This window comes from Brevundimonas diminuta, from assembly GCF_022654015.1.
Lineage (GTDB): Bacteria > Pseudomonadota > Alphaproteobacteria > Caulobacterales > Caulobacteraceae > Brevundimonas > Brevundimonas diminuta_C.
Genome location: NZ_CP073063.1, coordinates 2487824 through 2511291 on the forward strand (window position 1 = coordinate 2487824; position 23468 = coordinate 2511291).

The 23468-nt window shown below is 67.7% G+C and carries 24 protein-coding genes; 10 read left to right on the plus strand and 14 right to left on the minus strand.

Going from position 1 to position 23468, the window contains the following annotated elements:
• Positions 1-56: 56 nt before the first annotated feature.
• The gene (locus KAK88_RS12435; RefSeq protein WP_242076836.1) at positions 57-1154 is read left to right on the plus strand and encodes a glycosyltransferase; all 1098 of its coding nucleotides are present in this window, start codon (positions 57-59) and stop codon (positions 1152-1154) included.
• Positions 1147-2199, plus strand: coding sequence for a glycosyltransferase family 4 protein (locus KAK88_RS12440; RefSeq protein WP_242076837.1), 1053 nt, complete (start codon positions 1147-1149; stop codon positions 2197-2199). The genes KAK88_RS12435 and KAK88_RS12440 overlap by 8 nt, the downstream gene beginning before the upstream one ends.
• Here KAK88_RS12440 and KAK88_RS12445 read toward each other — a convergent pair.
• The 7 genes from KAK88_RS12445 to KAK88_RS12475 all read right to left on the minus strand — a co-directional run bounded on the left by KAK88_RS12445 (position 2145) and on the right by KAK88_RS12475 (position 9423).
• On the minus strand, positions 2145-3389 hold the full coding sequence (locus KAK88_RS12445) for a glycosyltransferase (protein WP_242076838.1): 1245 nt from the start codon (positions 3387-3389) through the stop codon (positions 2145-2147). The two genes, KAK88_RS12440 and KAK88_RS12445, sit on opposite strands and share 55 nt — an antisense overlap.
• Entirely contained in the window at positions 3365-4591 is a 1227-nt protein-coding gene (locus tag KAK88_RS12450; RefSeq protein ID WP_242076839.1) for an O-antigen ligase family protein, read from the minus strand. The genes KAK88_RS12445 and KAK88_RS12450 overlap by 25 nt, the downstream gene beginning before the upstream one ends.
• On the minus strand, positions 4576-5490 hold the full coding sequence (locus KAK88_RS12455; RefSeq protein WP_242076840.1) for a glycosyltransferase: 915 nt from the start codon (positions 5488-5490) through the stop codon (positions 4576-4578). The genes KAK88_RS12450 and KAK88_RS12455 overlap by 16 nt, the downstream gene beginning before the upstream one ends.
• Complete coding sequence (glf, locus tag KAK88_RS12460) at positions 5487-6635, minus strand: UDP-galactopyranose mutase (RefSeq protein WP_242076841.1); 1149 nt, start codon at positions 6633-6635, stop codon at positions 5487-5489. Before glf ends, KAK88_RS12455 begins: the two co-directional genes overlap by 4 nt.
• The gene (locus tag KAK88_RS12465) at positions 6619-7869 is read right to left on the minus strand and encodes an oligosaccharide flippase family protein (RefSeq protein ID WP_242076842.1); all 1251 of its coding nucleotides are present in this window, start codon (positions 7867-7869) and stop codon (positions 6619-6621) included. Before KAK88_RS12465 ends, glf begins: the two co-directional genes overlap by 17 nt.
• 103 nt (positions 7870-7972) lie before the next feature.
• Positions 7973-8386 (minus strand): DUF2177 family protein, encoded by a 414-nt coding sequence (locus KAK88_RS12470; RefSeq protein ID WP_242076843.1) that lies wholly within the window; start codon positions 8384-8386, stop codon positions 7973-7975.
• Between the two features lie 11 nt (positions 8387-8397).
• Positions 8398-9423 carry an SAM-dependent methyltransferase gene (locus KAK88_RS12475; RefSeq protein WP_242076844.1) on the minus strand — a complete coding sequence of 342 codons (1026 nt, stop codon included), beginning with the start codon at positions 9421-9423 and terminating at the stop codon, positions 8398-8400.
• Between the two features lie 332 nt (positions 9424-9755).
• Here KAK88_RS12475 and KAK88_RS12480 point away from each other — a divergent pair, with 332 nt between their 5' ends.
• Positions 9756-10481 carry a CoA transferase subunit A gene (locus KAK88_RS12480; RefSeq protein ID WP_017504088.1) on the plus strand — a complete coding sequence of 242 codons (726 nt, stop codon included), beginning with the start codon at positions 9756-9758 and terminating at the stop codon, positions 10479-10481.
• 2 nt (positions 10482-10483) lie between these two features.
• Positions 10484-11140, plus strand: a complete 657-nt coding sequence (locus KAK88_RS12485) for a 3-oxoacid CoA-transferase subunit B (RefSeq protein ID WP_242076845.1) — start codon at positions 10484-10486, stop codon at positions 11138-11140.
• On the opposite strand, the gene KAK88_RS12490 is transcribed toward KAK88_RS12485, so the two are convergent.
• Together KAK88_RS12490 and KAK88_RS12495 are read right to left on the minus strand one after the other, a co-directional pair.
• Positions 11127-11690, minus strand: coding sequence for a hypothetical protein (locus KAK88_RS12490; RefSeq protein WP_242076846.1), 564 nt, complete (start codon positions 11688-11690; stop codon positions 11127-11129). The two genes, KAK88_RS12485 and KAK88_RS12490, sit on opposite strands and share 14 nt — an antisense overlap.
• A 112-nt stretch (positions 11691-11802) precedes the next feature.
• The gene (locus KAK88_RS12495; protein ID WP_242076847.1) at positions 11803-12570 is read right to left on the minus strand and encodes a hypothetical protein; all 768 of its coding nucleotides are present in this window, start codon (positions 12568-12570) and stop codon (positions 11803-11805) included.
• A 76-nt stretch (positions 12571-12646) separates the two neighbouring features.
• Between KAK88_RS12495 and trmFO the strand changes: the two genes are divergently transcribed.
• Positions 12647-14050, plus strand: a complete 1404-nt coding sequence (trmFO, locus tag KAK88_RS12500; protein ID WP_242076848.1) for a methylenetetrahydrofolate--tRNA-(uracil(54)-C(5))-methyltransferase (FADH(2)-oxidizing) TrmFO — start codon at positions 12647-12649, stop codon at positions 14048-14050.
• Here trmFO and KAK88_RS12505 read toward each other — a convergent pair.
• Together KAK88_RS12505 and KAK88_RS12510 are read right to left on the minus strand one after the other, a co-directional pair.
• Positions 14043-14417, minus strand: coding sequence for a hypothetical protein (locus KAK88_RS12505; protein ID WP_242076849.1), 375 nt, complete (start codon positions 14415-14417; stop codon positions 14043-14045). The two genes, trmFO and KAK88_RS12505, sit on opposite strands and share 8 nt — an antisense overlap.
• A gap of 5 nt (positions 14418-14422) precedes the next feature.
• A complete protein-coding gene (locus KAK88_RS12510) occupies positions 14423-15628 on the minus strand; it encodes an MFS transporter (protein WP_242076850.1) in 1206 nt (401 codons plus the stop codon).
• A 66-nt stretch (positions 15629-15694) separates the two neighbouring features.
• On the opposite strand from KAK88_RS12510, the gene KAK88_RS12515 reads away from it, so the two are divergent.
• A complete protein-coding gene (locus KAK88_RS12515) occupies positions 15695-16186 on the plus strand; it encodes a MarR family winged helix-turn-helix transcriptional regulator (RefSeq protein ID WP_242076851.1) in 492 nt (163 codons plus the stop codon).
• Position 16187: 1 nt separating this feature from the next.
• Here KAK88_RS12515 and KAK88_RS12520 read toward each other — a convergent pair whose 3' ends face one another.
• Both KAK88_RS12520 and KAK88_RS12525 read right to left on the minus strand, forming a co-directional pair.
• Complete coding sequence (locus KAK88_RS12520) at positions 16188-16823, minus strand: squalene/phytoene synthase family protein (RefSeq protein ID WP_242076852.1); 636 nt, start codon at positions 16821-16823, stop codon at positions 16188-16190.
• Positions 16820-17761, minus strand: coding sequence for a polyprenyl synthetase family protein (locus KAK88_RS12525; RefSeq protein ID WP_055753370.1), 942 nt, complete (start codon positions 17759-17761; stop codon positions 16820-16822). The genes KAK88_RS12520 and KAK88_RS12525 overlap by 4 nt, the downstream gene beginning before the upstream one ends.
• 198 nt (positions 17762-17959) lie before the next feature.
• On the opposite strand from KAK88_RS12525, the gene KAK88_RS12530 reads away from it, so the two are divergent.
• From KAK88_RS12530 to tgt, 3 genes are all read left to right on the plus strand, one after another.
• Positions 17960-18718, plus strand: a complete 759-nt coding sequence (locus KAK88_RS12530; RefSeq protein ID WP_242076853.1) for a tRNA1(Val) (adenine(37)-N6)-methyltransferase — start codon at positions 17960-17962, stop codon at positions 18716-18718.
• Positions 18719-18781: 63 nt separating this feature from the next.
• Positions 18782-19255, plus strand: a complete 474-nt coding sequence (locus tag KAK88_RS12535) for a hypothetical protein (protein WP_161638665.1) — start codon at positions 18782-18784, stop codon at positions 19253-19255.
• On the plus strand, positions 19256-20368 hold the full coding sequence (gene tgt / locus KAK88_RS12540) for a tRNA guanosine(34) transglycosylase Tgt (protein ID WP_242076854.1): 1113 nt from the start codon (positions 19256-19258) through the stop codon (positions 20366-20368).
• A gap of 3 nt (positions 20369-20371) precedes the next feature.
• On the opposite strand, the gene KAK88_RS12545 is transcribed toward tgt, so the two are convergent.
• The gene (locus KAK88_RS12545; protein WP_242076855.1) at positions 20372-20911 is read right to left on the minus strand and encodes a hypothetical protein; all 540 of its coding nucleotides are present in this window, start codon (positions 20909-20911) and stop codon (positions 20372-20374) included.
• 112 nt (positions 20912-21023) lie between these two features.
• Here KAK88_RS12545 and KAK88_RS12550 point away from each other — a divergent pair, with 112 nt between their 5' ends.
• The gene (locus tag KAK88_RS12550; RefSeq protein ID WP_242076856.1) at positions 21024-23453 is read left to right on the plus strand and encodes a PAS domain-containing protein; all 2430 of its coding nucleotides are present in this window, start codon (positions 21024-21026) and stop codon (positions 23451-23453) included.
• The last annotated feature ends 15 nt before the right edge of the window (positions 23454-23468 follow it).

The window sequence follows — 23468 nt, forward strand, 5'->3', positions numbered from 1 at the left end:
GACGTTTCTCGATGATGGCTTTCAGTTGCAACGCTGAGCCATCGTCGGGGGACGACATGCGCATTCTTCTGGTCATCGAGCCGTCCGGCGGCGGCTCGGGGCGTCATGTGGTCGATCTGGCCCGCGCCCTGATCGGAAGCGGCCATCAGGTGTCCCTGATCTGGTCGCCGCACCGCGCAGAGCCTTGGTTCGAGGCCGCGGTCGCCGCCCTTCCCCTCCACGCCAATGAACGACTGTCGATGCGACGCAGCGTCGGACCGTGGGACGTCGCCGCCCTCCACACCTTGGACCGCCTGATCGCCCGCCTCGGCCCGTTCGAGATCGTTCACGGCCACAGCGCCAAGGCCGGCGCCCTGGTCCGCCTCGCCCACGCGCCCGGCGCCGCCAGGATCTACACCCCTCACGCCCTGCCGATGATGGGCCCGGCCAGTCTGACGACGATCATCGCCGGCGCGGCCGAGGCGCTGTTGGCCCGTTTCGGCGACGCGATCATCGCTGTCTCCGAGGAAGAGGCCGCCGTCGCCCGTCGCTGGAGGCTTGGCGGACACCGCTTGCACGTCGTCCTCAACGGCCTGTCCGCGCCGCCCACCAACAATCGTTTCGAAGCCCGCCAGGCCCTCGGCGTCCCCGACAACACTCTGGTCGTCGGCTTCGTCGGCCGGCTTTGCGCTCAGAAAGACCCCGTTCGGTTCGCCCAGGCCGTCCGCCGAGCGAACGCCATCGATCCGCGCATCACCGGCGTCATGATCGGCGATGGCGATCTGGCCCCGTCGGTCAGGACCGCTGGCGGCGACGCCCTTCGTCTGCTGGGCGCACGCGACGCCGGGCCGTTGATGGCGGGCTTCGATCTGTTCGCCATGACCAGCCGTTACGAGGCCGATTCCTACGCCATGATCGAGGCGGCCGCCTTGGGCCTGCCGATCGTCTGCACCGACGTCGGCGGGATCGGGCGTCTGATCCACGCCGCCGCGCGCATCGACCGTCTGCCCGTCGATGCCTCGCCCGATCATCTGGCCGAGGCGATGCGCGCCGCGCTGGTCAGCCGCGTCGTTCCCCTGCCGATTGCGTCGGGCCTGCTGTCCGCCTCACGCATGGCCGACCAGACCGTCCAAATCTACCGCGACGCCTTCGCCCGCGGACGCCTGGGTGGCTGAGCCCATCTTCATCAACGGCCGATTCCTGACCCAGCCGATGAGCGGGGTTCAGCGCTATGCGCGTCAGATCGTCCGCGCCCTCGATCAGCGTCCCGGCGCCGGCGACCGTTACGTCCTGCTGACGCCCCCCGGCGCCGAGAACCTGAACCTGCTCAACATCCCGACCCGCACGATCGGGCGCACTGGCGGCCATCTTTGGGAACAGACCGCCCTGGCCTGGACCGCGCGCCACGGCCGCCTGCTGTCGTTAGGCGGTTCGGGCCCGGTGCTGCACCGGCGGCACATCGCCGTCATCCACGACGCCGCCGTCTTTCGTCATCCCGAGCATTTCCGAACCGGCTACGCCGCCTTTCACCGCACCCTGAACAGGATCCTGGCGCAACGGGCGCGGCTGGCGACCGTCTCTGCGTTTTCCCGGCGCGAGCTGGCCTCGGTCCTGAACCTGTCGTGCGACAGCATCGCTGTCGCCCCGAACAGCGCCGACCATCTTCGCATCGTCACGCCAGACCCTGCCGTCGTTGCACGCCTCGATCTGACGACCCGCCCCTACTTCGTGGCCCTGGGTAATCTGACGCCGAACAAGAACCTCCCCGTCGTCATCCGCGCCCTTTCCCGTCTTGCGGACCCTGCCGTCCGGCTGGTCCTCATCGGCGACCGCCCCGCCGTTTTCGACCGTTCCGCCTTTCCGGCCGACCCGCGCCTGATCTTCGCCGGCCGTCGCTCGGACGCAGAGATCGCCGCCCTGCTCGGCGGCGCGCAGGCGCTTGTCTTTCCCAGCCTCTATGAAGGGTTCGGCATTCCGCCGCTGGAGGCGATGACCCTCGGCCGTCCGGTCATCGCCTCCGACATCCCCGCCACGCGCGAGGTCTGCGCCGACGCCGCCCTCTATTTCGATCCTGCCGACGACGCAGCCCTGGCCGCCCATATGTCGGAGTTGTTCAGCCGACCGGATGTCGCCCGTCGCGACGCCGGCCTTCGCCGCGCCGATCGTTACGCCTGGTCCCGCTCGGCCGAAATCATCGAAGACCTTCTGCTCAGCACCTGACGATAGACGGCCCTGTGCGCCTCGACGATTGACGCCTCGGTCCAGGCCGGCGCACCGATCGCCGCGAAACGCCAGCGTTCCGGCTGGCCCACAGCCGCCTGCATCGCCGCCGTCAGCGCGCCTGCATCCCCCGGCTCGATCAGGGCCGACATGCCCGACCCCTGCGCCGCTTCCGGCAAGCCGCCGATGCGCGAGGCGATCACGCCCCGTCCCTGCTGGACCGCCTCCACTACGCTGCGTCCGAAAGGCTCGGCCCACACCGCCGGCGCGACCAGCACATCCACCTTGAGCCAGAACGCCGCCACCTCCACATGCCCCAGCCAGACGATGCGCGGATCCTCATACGCCCGCCTCAACGCCTGCACATAATCCGCCTCGCCCCGCCCGGCGATATTCAGCGTCCAGTCGCCCCCCAACCCTCTGGTCGCCGCCAGCAGAACCTCGATCCCCTTTTCCGGCTCGATCCGCCCCAGAAACCCGAACCGCATCGTCGGCGCCTTAACCAGCGATGGTTTCGGCGCGATCGCCGCCGCACCCGCCGCATTGCCGATCACGGACCCCGGCGTCCGCCGAAAACACCCTTCCGCCCGATGGGTCTCCAGCACAGGCCCGCTCAGGCCGATGACATGATCCACTTCTAGGGACCGCGCCCGCTTACCTGCGGTCAGCAACACGCACGACCCACACCTCCGCTCGCATCGCCGTCCGCGTCGAAACAGCGACGCTCGCGCGCACAGCATCGACCAGTCCCTCAGCGTCTGCACCAGCGGCAGATCCCGCCGCGCCGCCGCGCGAAAGACCGACAGCGAAAACCCCGTCCCCAGATGCAGATGGATCAGATCCGGCCGCACCCGCGCCACCGCCCGATCCACCGCCTGCTCCATCAGCGGATTGGCCGCCTCCAGCCCATGCCAGACCGCCCGTCGGACCGCCCGTCGGACCGCCGACCGTCGCGCGCAGTCATAGGGCCAGTACAGATTTCGCAGCGGCAGGCGCTGCACGGGTACGCCGTCGATCCGTTCGTTCACCGTCTCGCGTCCCGGCGTCAGCGTCAGCACGGACGCTTCCACGCCCGCCCGCCTCAGACCTTGGGCCAACTGCGCCACGCTGCGTTCCGCCCCGCCGACCTGCGCCGGCGGATACAGGGTGTTGACGATCATTACCCTCACGGCGCCAGCGGCCTTCGCCACGCCAGGGCGCCCACCAGACAGCACAGGAAAACCATTCCCGCCCCCTGCGTCAGATCCTCGCCGAACATCGCCGCCAGCACATAGACCGACAGCGGCGTCAGCGCGTCCAGCCGCGCCGCCGACGTCAGATGCAGCCCCAGCAGCACCAGCGCGCTCACCAAGCCGGCCGTCCGCGCCGTGAACAGATAGCCGTTGTGGCTGACCGACAGCGCCCGAAACGCCCCCATCTCGTCCGCCGACGACCACCCCGTCCCCATGGGGCGCTCCACGACCAGATCGACGGTCCGCCGCCAGGTCAGCATCCGTCCGGCCAGATTGTCCTGCAGCGCCATCCTGTCGAACCGTCCCGCAAACCGGCCGCCGTCGAGGTCGAACCGCCCCGCCTGCAAAGCCATCGCGCCCGCCGCCAGCACACAGACCGTCAGCACCACCCCCAGCGGCCGAACCTGCTCGCGCCAGCGCCAGCCGACGACCATCCTCGCCAGCCCCGCCAGCATCGCCGCCATCATGCCGCCCCGCGACAGAGTGCTGACGAACCCCAGAACCGCCACGCCGACGCCGCCCCAGGTCGCGCCGCGCCGCGCCCAGCGCCGTCCCGCCAGCATCACGCCGGCCGGGACCGCCAGTCCGATCATCGCCATCGCCGCATTCGGATGCTCGGCCAGGGTCGTCAGTCGCACCTGAGCGGCCGTCGTGGTCACCATCGCGCGCGCCGACGCCAGCCCCACGGCCTGCAAAGGCTCCAACCCCACCAGCATCGCCAGCCCGTAGGTCGCGAGATGACACGCCGCGCCCGCCAGCACGGCCCAGAGGAACAGCCGCCGCCGTCCTTCATCCCTTAGCATCAGGCTCGCCACAGCCGGCGCCGCCAAGGCCGAGGCGATCCACCGAAACCAGAAGGCCGCATCCCCAACGTTCAGCCGATCGCCGCCCTGCGCGACCTGAACCAGCAGCGTCATCGCCAAAAAGCCCGCCGCGACCACGCCCGCCGCCCTCAGAACCGGCGCCATGCCTCGCCACGTCGTACATACCAGCGGCAAGGCGACGATCAGCGCCAGATCGCCCAGCCGCGGCCCGCTGACCTGCCCCGGCGTCAGAAACAGCGGCAAGGTCACGCCCAGGCCCAGCAAGCCCAAAGCCACCCGCACATAGGTCGCGCGCACCTGTGACCACTGCAGCGATGCGCTCAGGACGGCCTGCAATGCTCGACCTCGGGATCGAACCGCGCCCCGTCCATCACGCCGGCGACCAGCACCCCGGCCTTTCGCCAGCGTCCGCCCAGCGCCAGCCGACCTGCCAGCCTCAGCCGCGAGGCGGCATAGCGCAGCGCCGAGCGCCGCCCCTCGTGCCGCCGCTTGGCCAGGATGACGTTGCGGGTCAGATAGCGATGCAGCCGTTCGCGCCGCGCATCGGGCTCTGTCTCGATGGTCAGCCGTCCCGGCGCCGCGCGCACATGCTCGACCCGGCTGGCCGCGACCAGATAGCCTGGCCCCTCGCGCGACAGCCGCAGCGTATATTCCGTATCGTCGCCCCAGATGAACATGGGCGCCAGCGGCAGGCCGTGCCGCATCACCGCCGCCCGGCTGACCAGGACCGACACGAACGTCGCCTGCCGCACCGGCGCCATCCCCTGCTCCAGCCGCTCGCCCCAAGCCGGATAGCCCAGCGCATTCTCCCTCCGGTCGATCTCGGGCGTATTGGTCAGATGCCCCTCTGGCGACCTGACGCTGGAACACAGGAAGGCCGGAACGACGCCCTCGTCCGCCAGCCCCGCTTCCGCCGCCAGCAAGGCCTCCAGCGCATCCGGCGCCGCCAATACGTCGTCGTCCATCAGCCAGACCCGGTCGGCCCCCGCCTCGATCGCCGCGCGGATTCCGGCGTTGAAGCCGCCCGCCCCGCCGGTGTTCACCGGCATCCGCACCACCATCGCCTGCCCCGCCCAGGCATCAGCCAGCATCTCGGCGGTGCCGTCGTCGCTGGCGTTGTCGACCACCACCACCCCATCGCAATGCCGCGTCTGGGCTATCAGATGCGCCAGACATTGCTCCAGCAGGGCGCGCCGATTCCACGTAACCACCACCGCCCAAACCGATGTGCTCATGCCGCTATCCGGGCGATGGCCGGCGCCAACGACTTTTCGACCAGACTCAGCGCCCGCCCGACCGCCTGGTCCATGTTGTAATACTGAAAATCGGCCAGCCGCCCGGCGAACCAGACCTTGCCCGCCAGCGTCGCCGCCATCGCGCGATATTCCCCTGCCAACGCGCGCGACGCCTCCGTCAGGATCGGATAATAGGGGTCGTTCACGCCCGCCTCATAGACCATCGGATATTCGGTCACCGTCGCCGTCGTCGGCCCATGCTCGCCGGTCAGGTGGCGGAAATCGGTGATGCGCGTGAAGTCGAAGTCGTTGGGATAGTTGACCGTCCCGACCGGCAGGCCATCCTCGACATCCACGACCTGATGGTCGAACCGCACGCTACGATAGGGCAAGGCCCCGACCGACCGGCCGAAATAGTCGTCCAGCGCGCCGCAATAGACCATCCGGTCCCACGACCCCGCCCCCACCTGATCCATCGGCGTATTCAGCGACACTGTGATGTTCGGATGATCCAGCATCCGCTCAAACAGCGCGCCATAGCCGTCGCGCGGCATGGCCTGATAGCGGTCGATGAAATAGCGATCGTCCCGGCTGACCGCGATCGGCACCCGCGCGGTGACCGAGGCGTCCAGCGCCTCGACCGGCAGGTCCCACTGTTTGGCGGTGTATCCAGCGAACACCTTGTCGAAGACATAGTCCCCCAGCCGCCTCAGATCCGGATCGTCCCCCGCCTGTCGCAGGTCATGGATGCTGGGCCGCGCCCCGAAACCGAACCGCTGGACCAAGGCCTGCGTCATCCGCTCGGCTATCGCGGCGGGAAACAGCGTTTCGATCGAATCCAGATTGAACGGCAGCGGAACCCGTCGTCCGTCCACCTGCCCCTGGACCCGATGGGCGTATGGCCGCCATGCCGTAAACTGGCTCAGATAGGCGAAGATGCGCGCGCTGTTGGTGTGGAACACGTGCGGACCATAGGGATGGATCAGCCGCCCGCCCGCATCGCGCCGGTCGTGCGCATTGCCGCCGACGTGGTCACGCCGATCGATCACCAGCACGCTCTGGTCCAGCCCGCGCGCCAGCCGTTCGGCGACCACCGCCCCGGTGAAACCGGCACCGACGATCAGCCAGTCATATCGCCGGGACATCGCGCCTCCCGCCGGTCTGGAACAGCGCGCTCCAATGCGCCCTCAACCCGATCAGACAGGCCACGACCACCGCCGCCTCGCCGACGATCCGCGCGCCCGCCATGCCGGCCGCGCCAAGACCGGGCGCCAACATCACCGACGACCCCGACGTCGCGACACAACCCAGCGCCACGATCAGCGCGAACCGTCCATCCATCCGCAGCGGATTCATCAGATGCAGCCCCAACACCTGGCTGACGGCCACCAGCGGCAGCACCCAGGCCAGAAGTCCCAGCACCTCGACGGCGCCCGCAAACCCCGGCCCGAACAACAGACGGATCAGCAGCGGCGCCGTCAGCGTCAGCGCCGCCGCCAGCAGCAAGAACGCGCCCGTCGAGGCGACCAGCGTCCACCGCGCCGTGCGAAACGCCGCCGCCGGATCCTGTCCCAGCAGTCCGGCGATCCGGGGCGCAATCAGACCCGCCAGCGGCCGCATCAGCGATCCGGACGCCGCGACCAACCGGTCCGCCGCCCCGTACAGCGCCGCCTGCGTCGGCCCGGCCAGCGCCGCGACGACCAGAACGCCGGCCCCCGTATAGGCGACGATGACCGCCCGACTGGCGAACAGCGGACCGCCCTGGATCAGGGCGCGCCTCACAAAGCCCCGCTCCGGCGCCTGAACCGTCTGCCGTCGCAGCAACAGGACGCCGGTCGCGACCCATCCGGCCCAGACGCCGCCCGCCTGGACGGCCAGCACGCCGCCGACGCTCAGGCCGGGCATCGCCAGAACGACGCCCGTCGCGGCCAGGGCGAAGCCAACCTCCAGCATCGCTGCCAACCCGGGATCGCGAATGCCCTGAAAGAACCACAGCAGGCTGGCCCCCTGCCCGATGCCCAGCACGACCGCCATGGCCACGACGCCGCTCGCGCCTTCCAGAACCGGATTGAAGGCCGCTAAACCGACGCCGACCGCAGCGGCGGGCAGGATCAGCACGCCGCGCATCGCCAGGGCCTGACCGATCAGGACGCCGCGCCCTTCGACCGCTCCGGCGATGTCACGCGGCCCCGACAGCGATTGCCCGTAATCCACGACCACCGACACGACCAAGGCCAAGGCGATGGCCGAGGCGAACACCCCGAACCCTTCCAGCCCCAGTCGTCGCGTCAGAACCGGATAGAGCAGCAGCGGCGACACATAGCGGGCGACGTGCGCGCCGTAGACCCAGCCCGCATCGGCCGCGCCCCGCGCCGACATCAATCGGTGCTTGCCATTCCCCAACTGTCGCTCCCGCGATCAACCCTGGCGCGAGCTTTAGACACGCAAGGTCGCAATCGCAAGCGCGGGGCGGTCGGGCGGCTTAGCCGAAACGGCCCTCGGCCCAACGCGCAGCGAAATAGCCGCCGGTCGCCGACAGCATCGTCAGGGTCGTGCCCCAGATCAGGTCGATGATCGTCAGCCTGGTCTGCCACACAGCCAACGTCGCCTGATTGGTCAGGTCGTAGGTGGCGTAGGCGACGAAGCCCAGCACCGCCCCGTTGATCGCCGCGCGCGTCCAGTTCCCTTCCTTCAGGGCCGGCGCGATCGCCAGGAACACGGTCCCGGCGATGGAGATGAGATAGAAGGCGACCGCCGCCTTCATGTCCGGCTTGTCGGCCATGATCGGCCCAATGACGGGCTTGTACAGCCGGTTCGTCATGGTGGTCAGCCAGACGAAATCGATGGCTGCAAAGGTCAGGCCGGCCCCGAGATAGGCCGCGACATATTTGATCATCCTCGTCTCCCTTAAGCCGGCTTCAGTCGATAGTGGCTGACCGCCCAGGTGCGGCCCTCGTCGTTTCTGAACAGACCGGCCGTCGCCAGATAGAACCGCCGCCAGCGACGGGTCCAAAGTTTGGCGTCGTCGCCATAGGTCTCACGCATCAACACCGCGATCCGCGCGGCGTTCCGGTCCATGTTCGCCAGCCAATCGTTGGCGGTCTTCGCATAGTGCCCCCCGTTCCAGGTCCATTCCTGCTCGACCGCGAACAGGTCGGGAAACTGCCGGATCAAACCGTGGCTGGGCATGACCCCGCCGGTGAAGAAGTGCTGGGCGATGAAGTCGCCGCTGTCGGTATGGTCGAACCGATAGGGCGCGTTGCGGTGCGTGAAGACATGGATGAACATGCGCCCCTCCGGCGTCAGCCAGCGTCTCGCCTTGGTCAGCAGGGCGCGCCAGTTGGCCATATGCTCGAACATCTCGACCGAGACGATGCGGTCGAACCGCTGCTCGGTGTCGAAGGCGTTCATGTCCTGGGTGATGACCGTCAGATTGGTCAGACCGCGCGCCGCCGCCTGCGCTTCAATATGGCCGCGCTGGCCATGGCTGTTCGACACCGCCGTGATCTTCGCGTTCGGATAGGTCTCGGCCATCCACAGCGACAGCGAGCCCCAGCCGCAGCCCATCTCCAGAATCGTCTGACCATCCTTCAGATCGGCGTGGGCGCAGGTCTCCGCCAGCGCCGCCTCTTCCGCCTGATCCAGCGTCTCGCGGCCCGTGGGATAGAGGCAGCAGGAGTATTTCAACCGCTTGCCCAGGCACAGCTGGAAAAACTCGGGCGGCAGTTCGTAATGCTGCTGGTTCGCCGCGTCCGTATGTTCGGCGATGGCGCGCTGGGCCATTTCACGCGCAAAGGCCGCCTCGTCATGCGGCCCGTCGCGATCCAGACGCTTTCTGGCCTCAGTCACCAGGCTGTCGATCGCCGGACGCGTCACGAAGTCCGGGAACGGCGCGTCCTGAAGCTGGCGAATGGCGACATTGGTCAGGTTCATCGGCGTCCTCGATCGTCGGGTCTTGCTGCAGGCTTGACTGCAATACGACGCCTCGCCCCCGATGGATGCCTCGCCCTCTTGAACGCAACCCCAAGGATGCGGACATCAGTCGTCCGCGCCGACCGATTCCGTAGAAAGTGCACCAATTGCACCCTCTTTTTTGAACCCGTTTCGCCGTCGGTTCAGACGAATTAGACGAATTAGACTCTGTTTTTCGCCTTCACCGTCTGAAATCGCCGCGTCGGATCGACGCCGCGTCTTGCCCCCCGCCCGCCCCCGCGTTAGGCGTGGTCAAAAGCCGATATTCATCAGGCAGTGAAAAAGGGAGAGCGATGGGAAAGATCTACGCTGACGTCACGTCCGCGCTGGAGGGCCTGACCTTCGACGGCATGACGGTCATGTCCGGCGGCTTCGGCCTGTGCGGCATCCCCGAGAACCTGATCGCCGCCCTGCGCGACAGCGGCGTCAAGGGCCTGACGGTCATCTCCAACAACGCCGGCGTCGACGGCTTCGGCCTGGGACAACTGCTCGGCACCCGCCAGATCGCCAAGATGATCAGTTCTTACGTCGGTGAGAACAAGGAGTTCGAGCGCCAGTATCTGGCCGGCGAGTTGGAGCTGGAGTTCAACCCGCAAGGGACCCTGGCCGAGCGCATCCGCGCCGGCGGCGCGGGCATCCCCGCCTTCTTCACCGCCACCGGCGTCGGCACCCTGGTCGCCGAAGGCAAGGAAGTCCGCAACTTCAACGGCCGCGACTACGTCATGGAGACCGGCCTGGTCGCCGACCTGTCCATCGTCAAGGCGTGGAAGGCCGACGAGCGCGGCAACCTGGTGTTCCGCAAGACCGCCCGCAACTTCAACCCGATGATGGCCACGGCCGGCAAGGTCACGGTTGTCGAGGTCGAGGAGATCGTCCCCGTAGGTTCGCTGGATCCCGACCACATCCACACGCCGGGCGTCTACGTCGACCGCCTGGTCCAGACCGTGTCCGAAAAGCGCATCGAACAGCGCACCGTCCGTCAACGTGCCGCCGGCGCCGCCGCCGGATCGGAGGTCTGATCATGCCCCGCACCCGCGAACAACTCGCCGAACGCGCCGCCCAGGAACTGCAGGACGGCTTCTATGTGAACCTGGGCATCGGCATCCCGACCCTGGTCGCCAACTACATCCCCGCCGGCATGACCGTGACCCTGCAATCCGAGAACGGTATGCTGGGCATGGGGCCCTTCCCCTATGAGGGCGACGAGGATCCCGACCTGATCAACGCCGGCAAGCAGACGATCACCGAGATCCCGGAGTCGTCCTACTTCTCCAGCGCCGACAGCTTCGCCATGATCCGTGGCGGCCACATCAACCTGTCGATCCTGGGCGCGATGGAAGTGGCCCAGAACGGCGACATCGCCAACTGGATGATCCCCGGCAAGCTGGTGAAGGGCATGGGCGGCGCCATGGACCTGGTCGCGGGCGTCAAGCGCGTCGTCGTGGTCATGGAACACGCCAACAAGCACGGCCAGTCCAAGGTGCTGAAAGCCTGCACCCTGCCCTTGACCGGCACCGGAGTCGTCAGCCGCATCATCACCGACCTCGCCACCTTCGACGTCAAGCCCGAAGGCGCGGGCCTCGAGCTGATCGAACTGGCCGACAGCGTCACCCTCAACGAAGTCGCCGCCAAGACCGAGGCGGCCTATTCGGTTTCGGACGAGCTCAAGACGGCCTGACTGCTGACGGCGACGTGCCCGATGATTCCTCGACGTGGGGAGGGCACGTCGGCACGGCGTCTGACGAAGTCTGCAATCCGCCGATTACGACCTGGATGACGGGCTCGTTCCAACGTTCGTAGCTGACCATCCCCGAGGGCACGGTGCAGACTGAGGTTTCGGCAGGCCCCCGCGCCTGCCCGCCCACATACCTGACGATGAAGCCGGAATACTTCAGGCCCTCGCCCTGACTGTTCTCGACCTTCAGCACCGAACCCACGTCCCGGCGCGCGTGCAGTCCGAACCTGATCGTTCCAGGCGCCGCCTCATTAAGCGGGCCGCGTGAACCTTCGGCAGGCGGCAGGACATCGCCAATATCGATGCGGTCGACCTTGATCAGGTCGTAGGTTCCATTCGCGTTGCGACGCAGCGTCGCCCGCTCGCCTATGGCGACATTAAGCGTGCCTTGCACGAAGCCGGACCGCCGACCTTCGAACTGTTGAGGTGTGGCGGGATATGCCGGCTGGGCGTCCTGCATGAGGAACCCTGCCATCAAGGCGGCCAGTTGCATGATGATCTCCAGTTGCAAGCCAGCTAGCCTGCATCGCCTCAGATCCGTCAAGCGACAATGATTGAGAAGATCGTGCTAATGGTCGAAGGTCGATTGGGCAGCGCCAATGAGCCTAAGCGTCTAACCGGCGATAGGCGGCGCCCACGAAGGCCATCGTCAGCGGGGCCTGTAAGCCCGTCAGCACGACGGCGAATACGATCCAGCCCGCCGTCCCCGACAGCAGCCCCGCGCCCCACAGCAACACCAGCGCGATCTTCGGCGCCGCCGTCACGACAAGCCCGACCAGCAGGGGCCAGAAGCCGCCGCGCGCGATGCTCATGCTCTGCAACGACACCATCTGCCCGCGCCCGATCGTCGCCGGCGCGAACAGGAACAGGCGCACCGCGAAGGCGATGACAGCGAACAGGGCGAAGGCTGTGACGACCGCCAGCAGGGTCAACTTCCATGCCGGCCCCACCGCGCTCCACTGGCGCATCTCGATGGCCCGGGCGTTCAACTCAGCCATGCCGAACACGGCCAACAGGACCAGGGCCACGACCGACAGGATCATGGCGAGAAAGATCGCGCACAGCAGGCCCGCGCCCAGCAGCCGCACCTCCGGTCGTCCAAACTGCAACCCGACCGGCCCCAGGCCCAGCCGCCGCGCCCCGGCCAGATCGTCGGTGATGGCGATCCGCGCCAGCGCGCCCGCCGGCACCAGCGTCGAGGCCAGAGCGCCTGCCGCCCAGATCAGGCCCGCCGGGCCCGTCGCCAGCGGCTTGAGGCTCCAGACCACGGCCGCCAGCACGATCGCGCCGCAGGCCCCGCGCCACAGGCGAGGCAGGGCGCGGGCCGCCGCCGACAGCGTCTCGCCCAGCCGCAAAATCCGATGCTCGCTCACTCTACGCCCCCGATGACCGGCGGCGGATATAGCAGGGGGCCATGACACCGCGCCACCCGCCCGCTAGAAGGCCGCGATGAGCGCTTCCCCCTCTCCTTCTCCCATCCACGTCATCGGTGGCGGCCTGGCCGGCTCCGAGGCCGCCTGGCAGATCGCCCAGGCCGGCGTGCCCGTCATCCTGCACGAGATGCGCGGCGTGCCCGGCGTCAAGACCGACGCCCACCACACCGATGGCCTGGCCGAGTTGGTCTGCTCCAACTCCTTCCGGTCGGACGACTGGCAGTTCAATGCGGTCGGCCTGTTGCACGCCGAGATGCGGGCGCTGGATTCGGTCATCATGTCCTGTGGCGACATCAACCAGGTGCCGGCCGGCGGCGCCCTGGCCGTGGACCGCGATGCCTTCTCCCAGGCGGTGACCGCCAAACTGACCGCCCACCCCTTGGTCACGATCGTGCGCGAAGAGATCGCCGGCCTGCCGCCGCAAGAGTGGGACAATGTCATCGTCGCCACCGGCCCCCTGACCTCCCCTGCCCTGGCCGACGCCATCCTGAAGGCGACGGGCGAAGAGTCCTTGAGCTTCTTCGACGCCATCGCCCCCATCGTTCACGCCGACTCGATCGACTTCGACATCGCCTGGCGTCAGTCGCGCTATGACAAGGAGGGTCCGGGCGGCGACGCCGCCGCCTACGTCAACTGCCCGATGGACAAGGCCCAGTACGAGGCCTTCATCGACGCCCTGCTGAGCGGTCCCAAGGCCGAGTTCAAGGATTGGGAGCACGTCCCCTATTTCGACGGCTGCCTGCCCATCGAGGTCATGGCCGAACGTGGTCGCGAGACCCTGCGGCACGGCCCGATGAAGCCGGTCGGACTGACCAATCCGCGCGACCCGCTGGTCAAGGCCTACGCCATCGTCCAACTGCGTCAGGACAATGCGCTGGGAACCCTGTTCAACATGGTCGGCTTCCAGACCAAGCTGAAGCACGGGGCGCAGGCCGAGATCTTCCGCATGATACCGGGGCTTCAGAACGCCCAGTTCGCGCGCCTGGGCGGTCTGCACCGCAACACTTATCTGAACAGTCCCCAACTGCTGGACAAACAGCTGCGGCTGAAGGCCATGCCGCGCCTGCGTTTCGCGGGTCAGGTGACGGGCGTCGAAGGCTATGTCGAGAGCGCGGCCATGGGCCTGCTGACCGGCCGACTCGCCGCCGCCCAGGCCTTGGGTCGCGACCTGGCCCCGCCGCCGCCCGAGACCGCCATCGGCGCCCTGGTCGAGCACATCACGGGCGGGCATCTGGCGGGATCGAAGTTCCAGCCGATGAACATCAACTACGGCCTGCTGCCACCACTGGAGGCGCCCAAGGTCGACGAGGCCGGCGTCAAGATCCCGCTGAAGGAACGCGGCCGGGCCAAAAAGCGCCTGATGAGCCTCCGGGCGATGGAAAGCCTGAAGGCCTGGCGCGACGCGGCTTCCGCTAGCTGAAGATTGTGACCACCGCTGACAGGGCCACCAGCGATAGCGGCGCACTCGCGATCATCATGGCGACACGGTAGCGCCTGAACCCAAAGATTATCGAGGCCATCAGCGGACAGGCTAACAAAGAGCCGTAAAAGGCCACGAAGGCGAGGGCCGAGTTTCGCTGGCTGGCTGTTTCGACATCATCGAGAGCGAACAGCACGGCAAGCGAAGCCACATACATGCCGATTATCCCAAACAGCGTCGCCACGAAGATCACAATAACCGCCGGCCCGCGCCATGCCTTTTCAGAAGATCGTACCGTCGCCAAAATCATTGCCTTTGTGATGATCGCTAGCGCTTTCCAATATTCACAACCGCTTATCGAAGACAATCATTTCACCTCAGCTTGGGCAGGCCCGGCCGGAAGCCCAGCGTCATTGCGCCCAGCAGGATGACGCCGACACCCATCAGCACCCAGGCCTGTGTCAAGTCGGCCATGTGGTCGCGCAACAGGCCGGCGCCGAGCGGCGACAGGCTCGCGATGATGTAGCCGCCGCCCTGCACGAAGGCGAGCAGATCGCCCGAGCGCGCGGGGTCGTCGATCTGGTCCATCGCCAGGATCAGGCTGAGCGGGAAGATCGCGCCGATACCGAGACCCAAGAGGATCACGATCGGCACCGCCATGCTGAGGGGCGCGACCACGAGACCGGCCAGACCCGCCAGGGCGAGCACAAGCGCCGTCAGGATCGGTCCGCGTCGATCCGGGAAGCGCCCGATGGTCAGCGACACCAGCAGGCCGGCCGTCACCTCCGCCGCCGTCATACCGCTGAGCAGATAGCCGGCCGTGGCCCTCGGCTCGCCCAGGTCGATGTAGAAGGGCGGCAGCCAGGCCAGCATCAATGTATAGGCCGAGGTCCCCAGGCCCATGATCAGAATCAGTCGCCACGCCCGCCCCTGACGCCAGAAGGGCAGCATCGGGTCCGTCGCCTCGACAACCGCGCTGCGGTTCGGCTCTTCGGACGCGGGATCGCGTGACGCCGCCAGCCAGATCACAGCGGCGACGAAGGCCGGCGCGCTCCACAAGGCCAGCGTCCCGGCCCAGCCGATCGTCTCGGCCAGACCGGCCGCCGTGGCCGCCGCGACGGCGGCGCCGCCCATGATGCCGGTGGTGTAGAGCGCCATGACCGTGCCGAACTGCGCCGGAAAGCCCCGTTTGATGACGACCGGCGCCAAGGCCTGGATCAAGGCGACACCGACCCCGACGACCACGGCGCTGGCGATCAGACCGGTCGCGCCGGTCAGCACCGCCCGCACCAGGCAGGCCCCGCCGATCAGCAGCGCGCCCAGCAAGATGCCGCGCCGCTCGCCCAACCGCCGACGCAGCGGCCGGATCGACAGGGCGCCCAGACCGATCATCAGCACGGGCAGAGTGGTCAGCAGGCTGGCGGCGGTCGAACCCATGCCTGTCGTGCCCTCGATCAGATCCAGCAGCGGCCCCACCGCCGCCATCCCCGGCCGCAGATTCAGCGCCAGGGCGACGATGGCCGCCAGCAACAGCAGAGAGGCGCCGCGCGCGGGCGTGGCGTCAGATCGTGCGGTCATGGTGGGGACTCCGACTGAAAATCGCGCTAGTCTCTCGACCTCAAGTATCTCGATGTCAAGATAACCATGCCCGATAGAGCTTCTCGCGCCGCCGCCCAATGGGCCGTTCAACGCCCCGACCTGGACATGCTGCCGATGGAAGTGCTGGGACGCCTGAACGAGGCGTCGCAACTGGTGATCCGCGAGCGCCAGACGCCGCTGTTCGCGCGCTATGGTTTGCAGCACGGCGAGTTCGACGTGCTGGCGACGCTGCGCCGATCGGGCGAACGCGAGGGCCTGACGCCGACCGCGCTGTTCGAGGCGGCGATGATGTCTTCCGGCGGCATGACCGCGCGGATCGACCGGCTGGAAAAGGCGGGCTGGGTCGAGCGGCGCCCGCATCCCAGCGACCGACGGGCGACCCTGGTCCGCCTGACGGACAAGGGTTTCGACCTGATCGAGACGATCATGCCCAGCCATCAGGAGACGGCCAAAGAGGCTTTGAGCAGCCTGTCGCGAGAGGATCAGAAAACGCTGAACGCCCTGCTGACCCGCTTGATCGCCGGCCTGAACGGCTAGGTCAGATCCGGCCGCGCAGCACGGCCCAGAGCAGGCGCAGCCGCTTCAGCGGTTCCGGTTGGTCTGGATCGGTCAGGGCGGCGTGAGCCACGGCCGGGAAGCCGGCAGGCGGCAGGCGTTTCAGCGCGCCATTCGCGATAGATCTCAGGGACGCCGCCTCTTGGCGCCGGCCGGTTTGCGTCAGCCCCCAGACGCGGGCCGCATCGGCCACAGCGGCGTCATGCCCCTGCCCTGCCAGCACACTCGTTGCGACCTGCATCGGGCCGACGTAGAAGGCGTCGAGGTCGTGCGGTTCTTCGCGCACCCGGCCGATGTGGGCGTCGATTAAGGCGTCGAACGGCGCACGGTCTAGGCCGTGGCGCGCTACAAGATCGGTCAGCGCCTCCAGCACCGGATGGCCCTTGCGCGGCACGCCGGCGAAGACGCCGTCCATCTGTTCCGCCCACCAGGTGTAGCGCATCTCGGCCAGCAGCGGCTGGGTCACGCGCGTGGGGATGGTCATCAGCTCGGCTTCGAAGGCGTAGAGCGTGATGAGGTCAGCGCGGGCGCGGTCATCCGCGACCAGGCGGCTGGACAGCCAGCGGTCGAGGTCGGCGGTGCGGACCTGTTGGTCGAGCGGTTCCGCAGGCTCGGTCAAGCGGCGCGCGACACCGCGAAATCGGCGAGGTCTTCCAGCGCGGCGCGCCAGTCGCTGGACGGCAGGACCGACAGGGCCGCCTTGGCCTGATCGGCATAGTCGCCGGCCAGGTCCAGGGTCGCGCCGATGGCGCCCGAGCCGATGATCAGTTCGCGCGCGCGGGTGAAGTCTTCGGGCGTCCGCTCGCCCTTGGTCACGGTGCGCTCCCAGAAGGCTTCCTCGCGGCCGCGCGTGCGGGCGACGGCCAGCAGCAGCGGCAGGGTCGCCTTGCCCTCGTTGAAATCGTCGCCGGCGTTCTTGCCCAGGGCCTCGGCCGTCGCGCCGTAGTCCAGGGCGTCGTCGGCCAGTTGGAAGGCGATGCCCAGCGCCATGCCGTAGTCGCGCAAAGCCTTGATCGCAGCCGGATCGGCGCCGGCACCCACCGCGCCCGCCTCGGCGGCGGCGGCAAACAGTTCGGCGGTCTTGGCCGAGATGATCTGCAGATAGGTGGCCTGGTCCAGATTCAGGTCGTGGGCGCGCGTCAGCTGCAGCACCTCGCCCTCGGAGATCACGCGCGAAGCCTCGGCCAGAATGCCCAGGGCGCGCATCGAATCCGTCTCGACCATCAGTTCGAAGGCGCGAGCGAACAGGAAGTCGCCGACGAGGACGCTGGTAGGCGCGCCCCAGATCAGGTGGGCCGCGACCTTGCCGCGACGCAGCTCGGACGCATCGACGATGTCGTCATGCAACAGGGTGGCGGTGTGGATGAACTCGACGGCAGCGGCCAGTTTGCGCGGCGCGACAATGTCGTCCGTCGCGCCCACGGCGCGCGCCGCGGCGACGGTCATCAGGGGGCGCAGACGCTTTCCGCCCGCCGACACCAGATGTTCGGCCAGTTTCGGAATGATCGGCACGTCCGACTGCATCCGATCCAGGATCAGGGCGTCCACGGCAGCCATATCGACCTCAGCCAGCCGGACAAGGGCGTTGACGTCCCCCTTCGGGCGGTGAGCGGCAGCGATGGCGACGTCCAAACGAATACTCTTTCACTGGCGCGGCGGGCCGCGGGAATGGCTTTTTGCGGCCGGGCCGGCTTGCCCCCGCGAGTTGCGGCGCACAATGATGTTCGACCCCTTGGGGGTCAAGGAGATTGAGGCTTGGAGCCGGTCGAAACCCTGCCGACGACGATCGTCGAGAACGGCCTGTTGAACGGCCGGGTGCGCTTGCGTCAACCCGCGCGCGGCTATCGCGCCGGGATGGATGCGGCTTTGCTGGCGGCGGCGGTCCCGGCGGAGGGGGGCCAGAGCGTGATCGAGGCGGGCTGCGGGGCCGGCGCGGTCCTGATGCAGATTGCGGCGCGACGACCGGGCGTGACCCTGACGGGCGTGGAGCGCGATCCGGCGATGGCGGCGCTGGCGACCGAGAATGCGGCGCTGAACGGCGCAGCTGGATCCGCCGTGATTCGTCAGGGCGACGTGGCGGCCGGGTTTCGGGCCCTGGGCGTGGAACCGGCCGACTGGGCCATATCCAATCCCCCCTTCTTCGATGACGCCACCGCGTTGCGCGCCCCGGCCGAAGGCAAGCGGGGCGCCTGGATGGCCGACGACGGACTGAAGGCTTGGACGGATTTCCTGTTGAAGGCGGTGAAGGAAGGCGGGCGCATCGTGGTCGTTCACCGCGCCGACCGACTGGCCGATCTGCTGGCTCTGCTGGGCGTAAAGGCGGGGTCGTTCGCCGTGCGACCGATCCATCCCTTCGCGGACGAGCCGGCCAAGCGTGTGCTGTTGCACGCCATAAAGACCGGGCGCGCGCCGCTGCGGCTGCTGCCGCCGCTGATCCTGCACGACCGCGAGGGCGGCAAGCACACCCCCCAGGCCGAGGCCATCCTGCGCGGCGAGGCGTCGCTGGGCTGGTGATCGGGTGGTCAATCGCGACCGGAACGCCTAAATGCCGCCTCCTGACGAAATCGAGCCCGCCCCGTGTCACCCGACGACCTTCCGCATGATCTTCAAGACGGCCTGATCGCCGTCGGCGAGGCCGCGCGCGACCTGCGCGAGCCGTGGTGGATTTTCGGCGGAGCGGCCATGGCGCTCTATGGCCTGACCGACATCCATGTGCCCGATATCGACGTGCTTTGCGCGCCGCGGGATGCGCGCAGCCTGCTGGGCGCGCTGGGCGGCGTGGTGATACCCGATCCGGGCGAAGGCCTGTTCCGCTCCGCCGTCTTCGGACGCGCGCCGGATCAGCCGATCCTGGTCGAGGTCATGGCCGATCTGGAGACCCGCGACGGCGGCGACTGGACGCCGGTCGCCTTCGGCTCGCGCCGCCGCGTCTTCGTCGAGGACACGCCCCTGTTCGTCCCGGACATCCGGGACCACATCGCCCTGTATCGCCTGTTCGGCCGCCCCAAGGATCTGGCGCGCGTCGAACAGCTTGAACGACTGATCGCCTGAATGCCTTTCCCCTTCCAGATTTCCGCCACCGAGGGCCGCGCCCGCACCGGGGTGCTGAAGACCGCGCGCGGCGACATTCGCACCCCCGCCTTCATGCCGGTCGGCACCGCCGCCACGGTCAAGGCGATGACGGTGGATCAGGTCAAGGCGACCGGCGCCGACATCCTGCTGGGCAATACCTATCACCTGATGCTGCGCCCCGGCCCCGAGCGGATGGAGCGGCTGGGCGGCCTTCATAAGTTCATGGGCTGGGACAAGCCGATCCTGACCGACAGTGGCGGGTTCCAGGTCATGTCCCTGGCCGGCATCTCCAAGGTGAAGGAGGAGGCCGTGACCTTCTCCAGCCACATCGACGGCTCCAAACACGTTCTGACGCCCGAGCGGTCCATCGAAATCCAGGCCGACCGGATCGGCGCCGACATCTCGATGCAGCTGGACCAGTGCGTCGCCTATCCGGCCGAGAAGGATGCAGCCAGAAAGGCGATGGAGCTGTCGATCCGCTGGGGCGCGCGCTCCAAGGCCCGTTTCGGCCAGCGTGAGAACCAGGCCCTGTTCGGCATCCAGCAAGGGTCTACCTTCGAGGACCTGCGCCGCCAGTCGTCGGAACAGCTTCAAGAGATCGGCTTCGACGGCTATGCCATCGGCGGTCTGGCGGTCGGCGAAGGCCATCAGGCCATGTGCGAGGTGCTGGACTATGCGCCCGAAATGCTGCCGCCCGACCGTCCGCGCTATCTGATGGGCGTGGGCAAACCTGTCGATCTGGTCGAGGCGGTGTATCGCGGCGTGGACATGTTCGACTGCGTCCTGCCGACCCGCGCCGGTCGTCACGGTCAGGCCTGGACCTGGGACGGGCCTCTGAACCTGAAGAACGCCCGCTTCGCCGAGGACCAAGACCCGCTAGACCCGACAATCGACGGCCCGTCATCGCAGTATTCGAAGGCCTATCTGCACCACCTGATCCGCGCCGACGAAATCCTGGGCAAGGTGCTGCTGAGCTGGCACAACATCGCCTTCTATCAGGCGCTGACGGCGGCCATGCGCGCGGCGATTTCCGAGGGTCGGTTCGAGCAGTTCAGGCGCGACTTCCACGCCCGCCACACGTCGAACGGCTGACGACTAGGGGTGCGGCCTGAACCAGCTGGGCGCCGCCGGCGGCGCGCAGTTCCGCTGCATGCCTATCCCCTTCAGGAAGGCGCGGCGCATCCGGCCGGACTGGATGGCCGATTGAACGTGCTTTGAGTGCTGTTCAGCGCCGCTCAGTCGACGAATCCAGTTCCGGCCGGGAATAAAGTCGGTCGTCGTGTCGCGAATGGCGTTCAGCGCCGCCTTGGCCGCCGCGTCCGCCGCCCGCTCGCTGAGATAGGAGCCGTCCTGACGCGGCGGTTCGTCCGTGTCGGGTCCCAGCGCCTCGTCCAACCGTGCGACTTCTGCGCCGATGGTCGTGCACTGATTCAGATTGCGCAGATCGTAGGGATTGGCTTCGGCCTGAAGCAGCACGGTCGGGATCATCTGACGACGCAGGTTGAAGTCCTCCAGCGGCGCCGTCGCCGCCGCCGCGAAGCCCGCCCCGACCTGTTCGGCGCCGCCCATCGCCGACCGACCGGCATTGCAACCGGAAAGCGCAACAAGACTGACTGCGAGAAGAAGGCGTTTCATGGGTTGGCTTAGACCACGCTTGGGCTGGTGATTAAAGCGTAGCGGCGGAAGCGGTCGGTAACGAAGAATTCTCTGATTTTAGGTCACTTTGACCGGTCGTTGGAGTTCGGTCGTGCCTTACATCGCCAAGAGCCTGGAAGCCCTGGACGCCCCCGCTGGTCCGTTCCAACGTCTTACGGAACTGGCCTGCACGGTTTTTAATGCGCCCGCCGCCGTCGTCACCCTAGTCAGCGGCGAGAACGCCGTCCTGTGGTGCAGCGATCGCGACCTGGTTCGAAGCCTGCCGCGCGAACGCACCCTCGGCGACCGTCTGCTGCGCCAGGGCAAGGGCGCCGTCCTCGTGGTCGAAGACGGCCTGGCGGACCCCGCAGCCCGCAATCATTTCTTGGTGGCGGCTCCGTACAATCTGCGTTTCTACGCCGGCGTGACGATCTGCGGCCCGGACGGTCAGCCGCTGGGCGCGTTCGGCGTCATGGATCGCCAGCCCCGCCCTCACCCCTCCGACGCCCAGATCGCGACGCTGCGCACCCTGGGCACCATGGCCGAGGACATCATCGCGTCGCTGGAAGTCGGTCGCGTCAGCGATGAGCGCCACGGCACGCTGGAGTTGATCGAAAACATGGCCGGGGTCGGTCATTGGCGGTTGGAACTGGCCAGCGGCAAGGTCCACTGGTCCGACGAGGTGTTCCGCATCCACGGCCTGGATCGCAAGACCTTCGATCCCCAGGTCGATTCGGCCATCGACCGTTACCACCCCGACGACAGGCCCGGATTGTTGGCGGCGATCGCACACTCGGCCGAGACCGGCGATGGCTACAAAATGCGTCTCCGGCTGATCCGCGCTGATGGCGAGGAGCGTGCGGTTCTGACCCAGGCGCGCGCCGAACGTGACGACGCCGGGGTCGTGAAGGTCCTTTATGGCGTGTTTCAGGACATCACCGACCAGCAGGCCCAGATCGCCCGCGCTCAGCGTGACGAGGCGCGCTATCGGCTGTTGGCCGAAAACGTGGGCGATGTGATCACCCGCGTTCGTCCAGACGGCACCAGCAAATACATCTCGCCGGCGATCGAAAGCCTGCTCGGCTGGACCACCGAAGAGATGAACGGCCGGCCCATGGACTATGTCCATCCTGATGACCGGGAGATGGTGACCCGGGCCGTGCTGGGAACCATCCACACCAAGGATCCGTGCCGGCTGGAGCACCGCGCCCTGCATCGCGACGGTTCGATCGTCTGGGTCGAATGCACCTTCCGCGCCTTGGTCGCCGAGGCGGGCAAGCCGTCGGAGGTGGTGGTTGTCATTCGTGACATGACGGATCGCAAGATCCTGGCCGACGAACTGGTCACCGCGCGCGACCGGGCCGAAGCGGCGGCGGCGGCCAAGAGCGAGTTCCTGGCGAACATGAGCCACGAACTGCGCACGCCTCTGACCAGCGTCATCGGCTTTTCCAACCTGCTGAAGGCCAGCGAGGCCTTGCCCGAAGCCGAGAAGGGCTATGTCGCGCGCATCGCCACGGCCAGCGAGGCCCTGCTGTCGGTCATCAACGACGTGCTGGACTATTCCAAGCTCGAAGCCGGCATGATCGAGCTGGAGCCCCAGCGTTTCGACCCGGCCGCCTTGGCGCACGAGACGGTCCAGATGATGGAGGCCCAGTGTCTCGCCAAGGGTCTAGCGCTGCACGTCGACCTTGCGCCGGACTTGCCGGATCGCCTGATGGGCGACCAGGCCCGTCTTCGGCAGATCCTGCTGAACCTGCTGGGCAATGCGGTGAAGTTCACCAGCCAAGGCTCGGTCAGCCTGTCGGTCGGCGGAGCCTTGGAGGCAGACGGCGCATGGCGGCTGACGGCCGAGGTGACCGATACCGGCATCGGTATGAGCCCTCAGACCCAGGCCCATCTGTTCGAACGTTTCTCGCAGGCGGATCGGTCGACCACCCGGCTTTACGGCGGCACCGGCCTGGGGCTGGCGATCTCGCGGCGACTGGCGCGGGCGATGGACGGCGATATCGTCGTCACGAGCCAGCCGGGCCTGGGATCGAAGTTCAAGGTGACCGTCCCGCTGCACATCGCCGAGGGCGGATCGGAAGACGAAGGGCCGCGCCTCAGCGTCATGCCCGAGGGCCGCGTGCTGATCGCCGACGACGCACCGGCCAACCGCGAACTGATCAGCGTGATCCTTGTCGGCATGGGACTAGAGGTCGCCACCGCCAGCGATGGCGCCGAGGCGGTGCATGCGGTGCAGTCCGAAGTCTACGACCTTGTCCTAATGGATATGCAGATGCCGGTCATGGACGGCCTGACGGCCACGCGCGAGATTCGCCGCCTCGAGCAGGGCGGCGGACGCCGGCTGCCGATCATCGCCCTGTCCGCCAATGTTCAGCCGGACCAGATCCAGTTGTGTCGCGACGCCGGCATGGACGACCATCTGGCCAAGCCGCTGCAACTGCCTGCCCTGGTCGCCACCCTGTCGAAATATCTCGACAAATCGAACGCTCCGATCGCGGCAGATGCGACTGCGCCCGGTCGTTTCGCGACACACTGAAGGCAAGGCCTAGAC

Coding starts and splice junctions, on each gene's coding strand:
- KAK88_RS12475 (WP_242076844.1), bottom strand. CDS start 9,423: ATGAACCTGACCAATGTCGCCATTCGCCAGCTTCAGGACGCGCCGTTC.
- KAK88_RS12515 (WP_242076851.1), top strand. CDS start 15,695: ATGCCCGATAGAGCTTCTCGCGCCGCCGCCCAATGGGCCGTTCAACGC.
- KAK88_RS12525 (WP_055753370.1), bottom strand. CDS start 17,761: ATGGCTGCCGTGGACGCCCTGATCCTGGATCGGATGCAGTCGGACGTG.
- trmFO (WP_242076848.1), top strand. CDS start 12,647: ATGAGCGCTTCCCCCTCTCCTTCTCCCATCCACGTCATCGGTGGCGGC.
- KAK88_RS12485 (WP_242076845.1), top strand. CDS start 10,484: ATGCCCCGCACCCGCGAACAACTCGCCGAACGCGCCGCCCAGGAACTG.
- glf (WP_242076841.1), bottom strand. CDS start 6,635: ATGTCCCGGCGATATGACTGGCTGATCGTCGGTGCCGGTTTCACCGGG.
- KAK88_RS12545 (WP_242076855.1), bottom strand. CDS start 20,911: ATGAAACGCCTTCTTCTCGCAGTCAGTCTTGTTGCGCTTTCCGGTTGC.
- KAK88_RS12455 (WP_242076840.1), bottom strand. CDS start 5,490: ATGAGCACATCGGTTTGGGCGGTGGTGGTTACGTGGAATCGGCGCGCC.
- KAK88_RS12510 (WP_242076850.1), bottom strand. CDS start 15,628: ATGACCGCACGATCTGACGCCACGCCCGCGCGCGGCGCCTCTCTGCTG.
- KAK88_RS12490 (WP_242076846.1), bottom strand. CDS start 11,690: ATGCAACTGGCCGCCTTGATGGCAGGGTTCCTCATGCAGGACGCCCAG.
- KAK88_RS12435 (WP_242076836.1), top strand. CDS start 57: ATGCGCATTCTTCTGGTCATCGAGCCGTCCGGCGGCGGCTCGGGGCGT.
- tgt (WP_242076854.1), top strand. CDS start 19,256: ATGCCTTTCCCCTTCCAGATTTCCGCCACCGAGGGCCGCGCCCGCACC.
- KAK88_RS12470 (WP_242076843.1), bottom strand. CDS start 8,386: ATGATCAAATATGTCGCGGCCTATCTCGGGGCCGGCCTGACCTTTGCA.
- KAK88_RS12465 (WP_242076842.1), bottom strand. CDS start 7,869: ATGTCGGCGCGGGGCGCGGCCGATGCGGGCTGGGTCTACGGCGCGCAC.
- KAK88_RS12480 (WP_017504088.1), top strand. CDS start 9,756: ATGGGAAAGATCTACGCTGACGTCACGTCCGCGCTGGAGGGCCTGACC.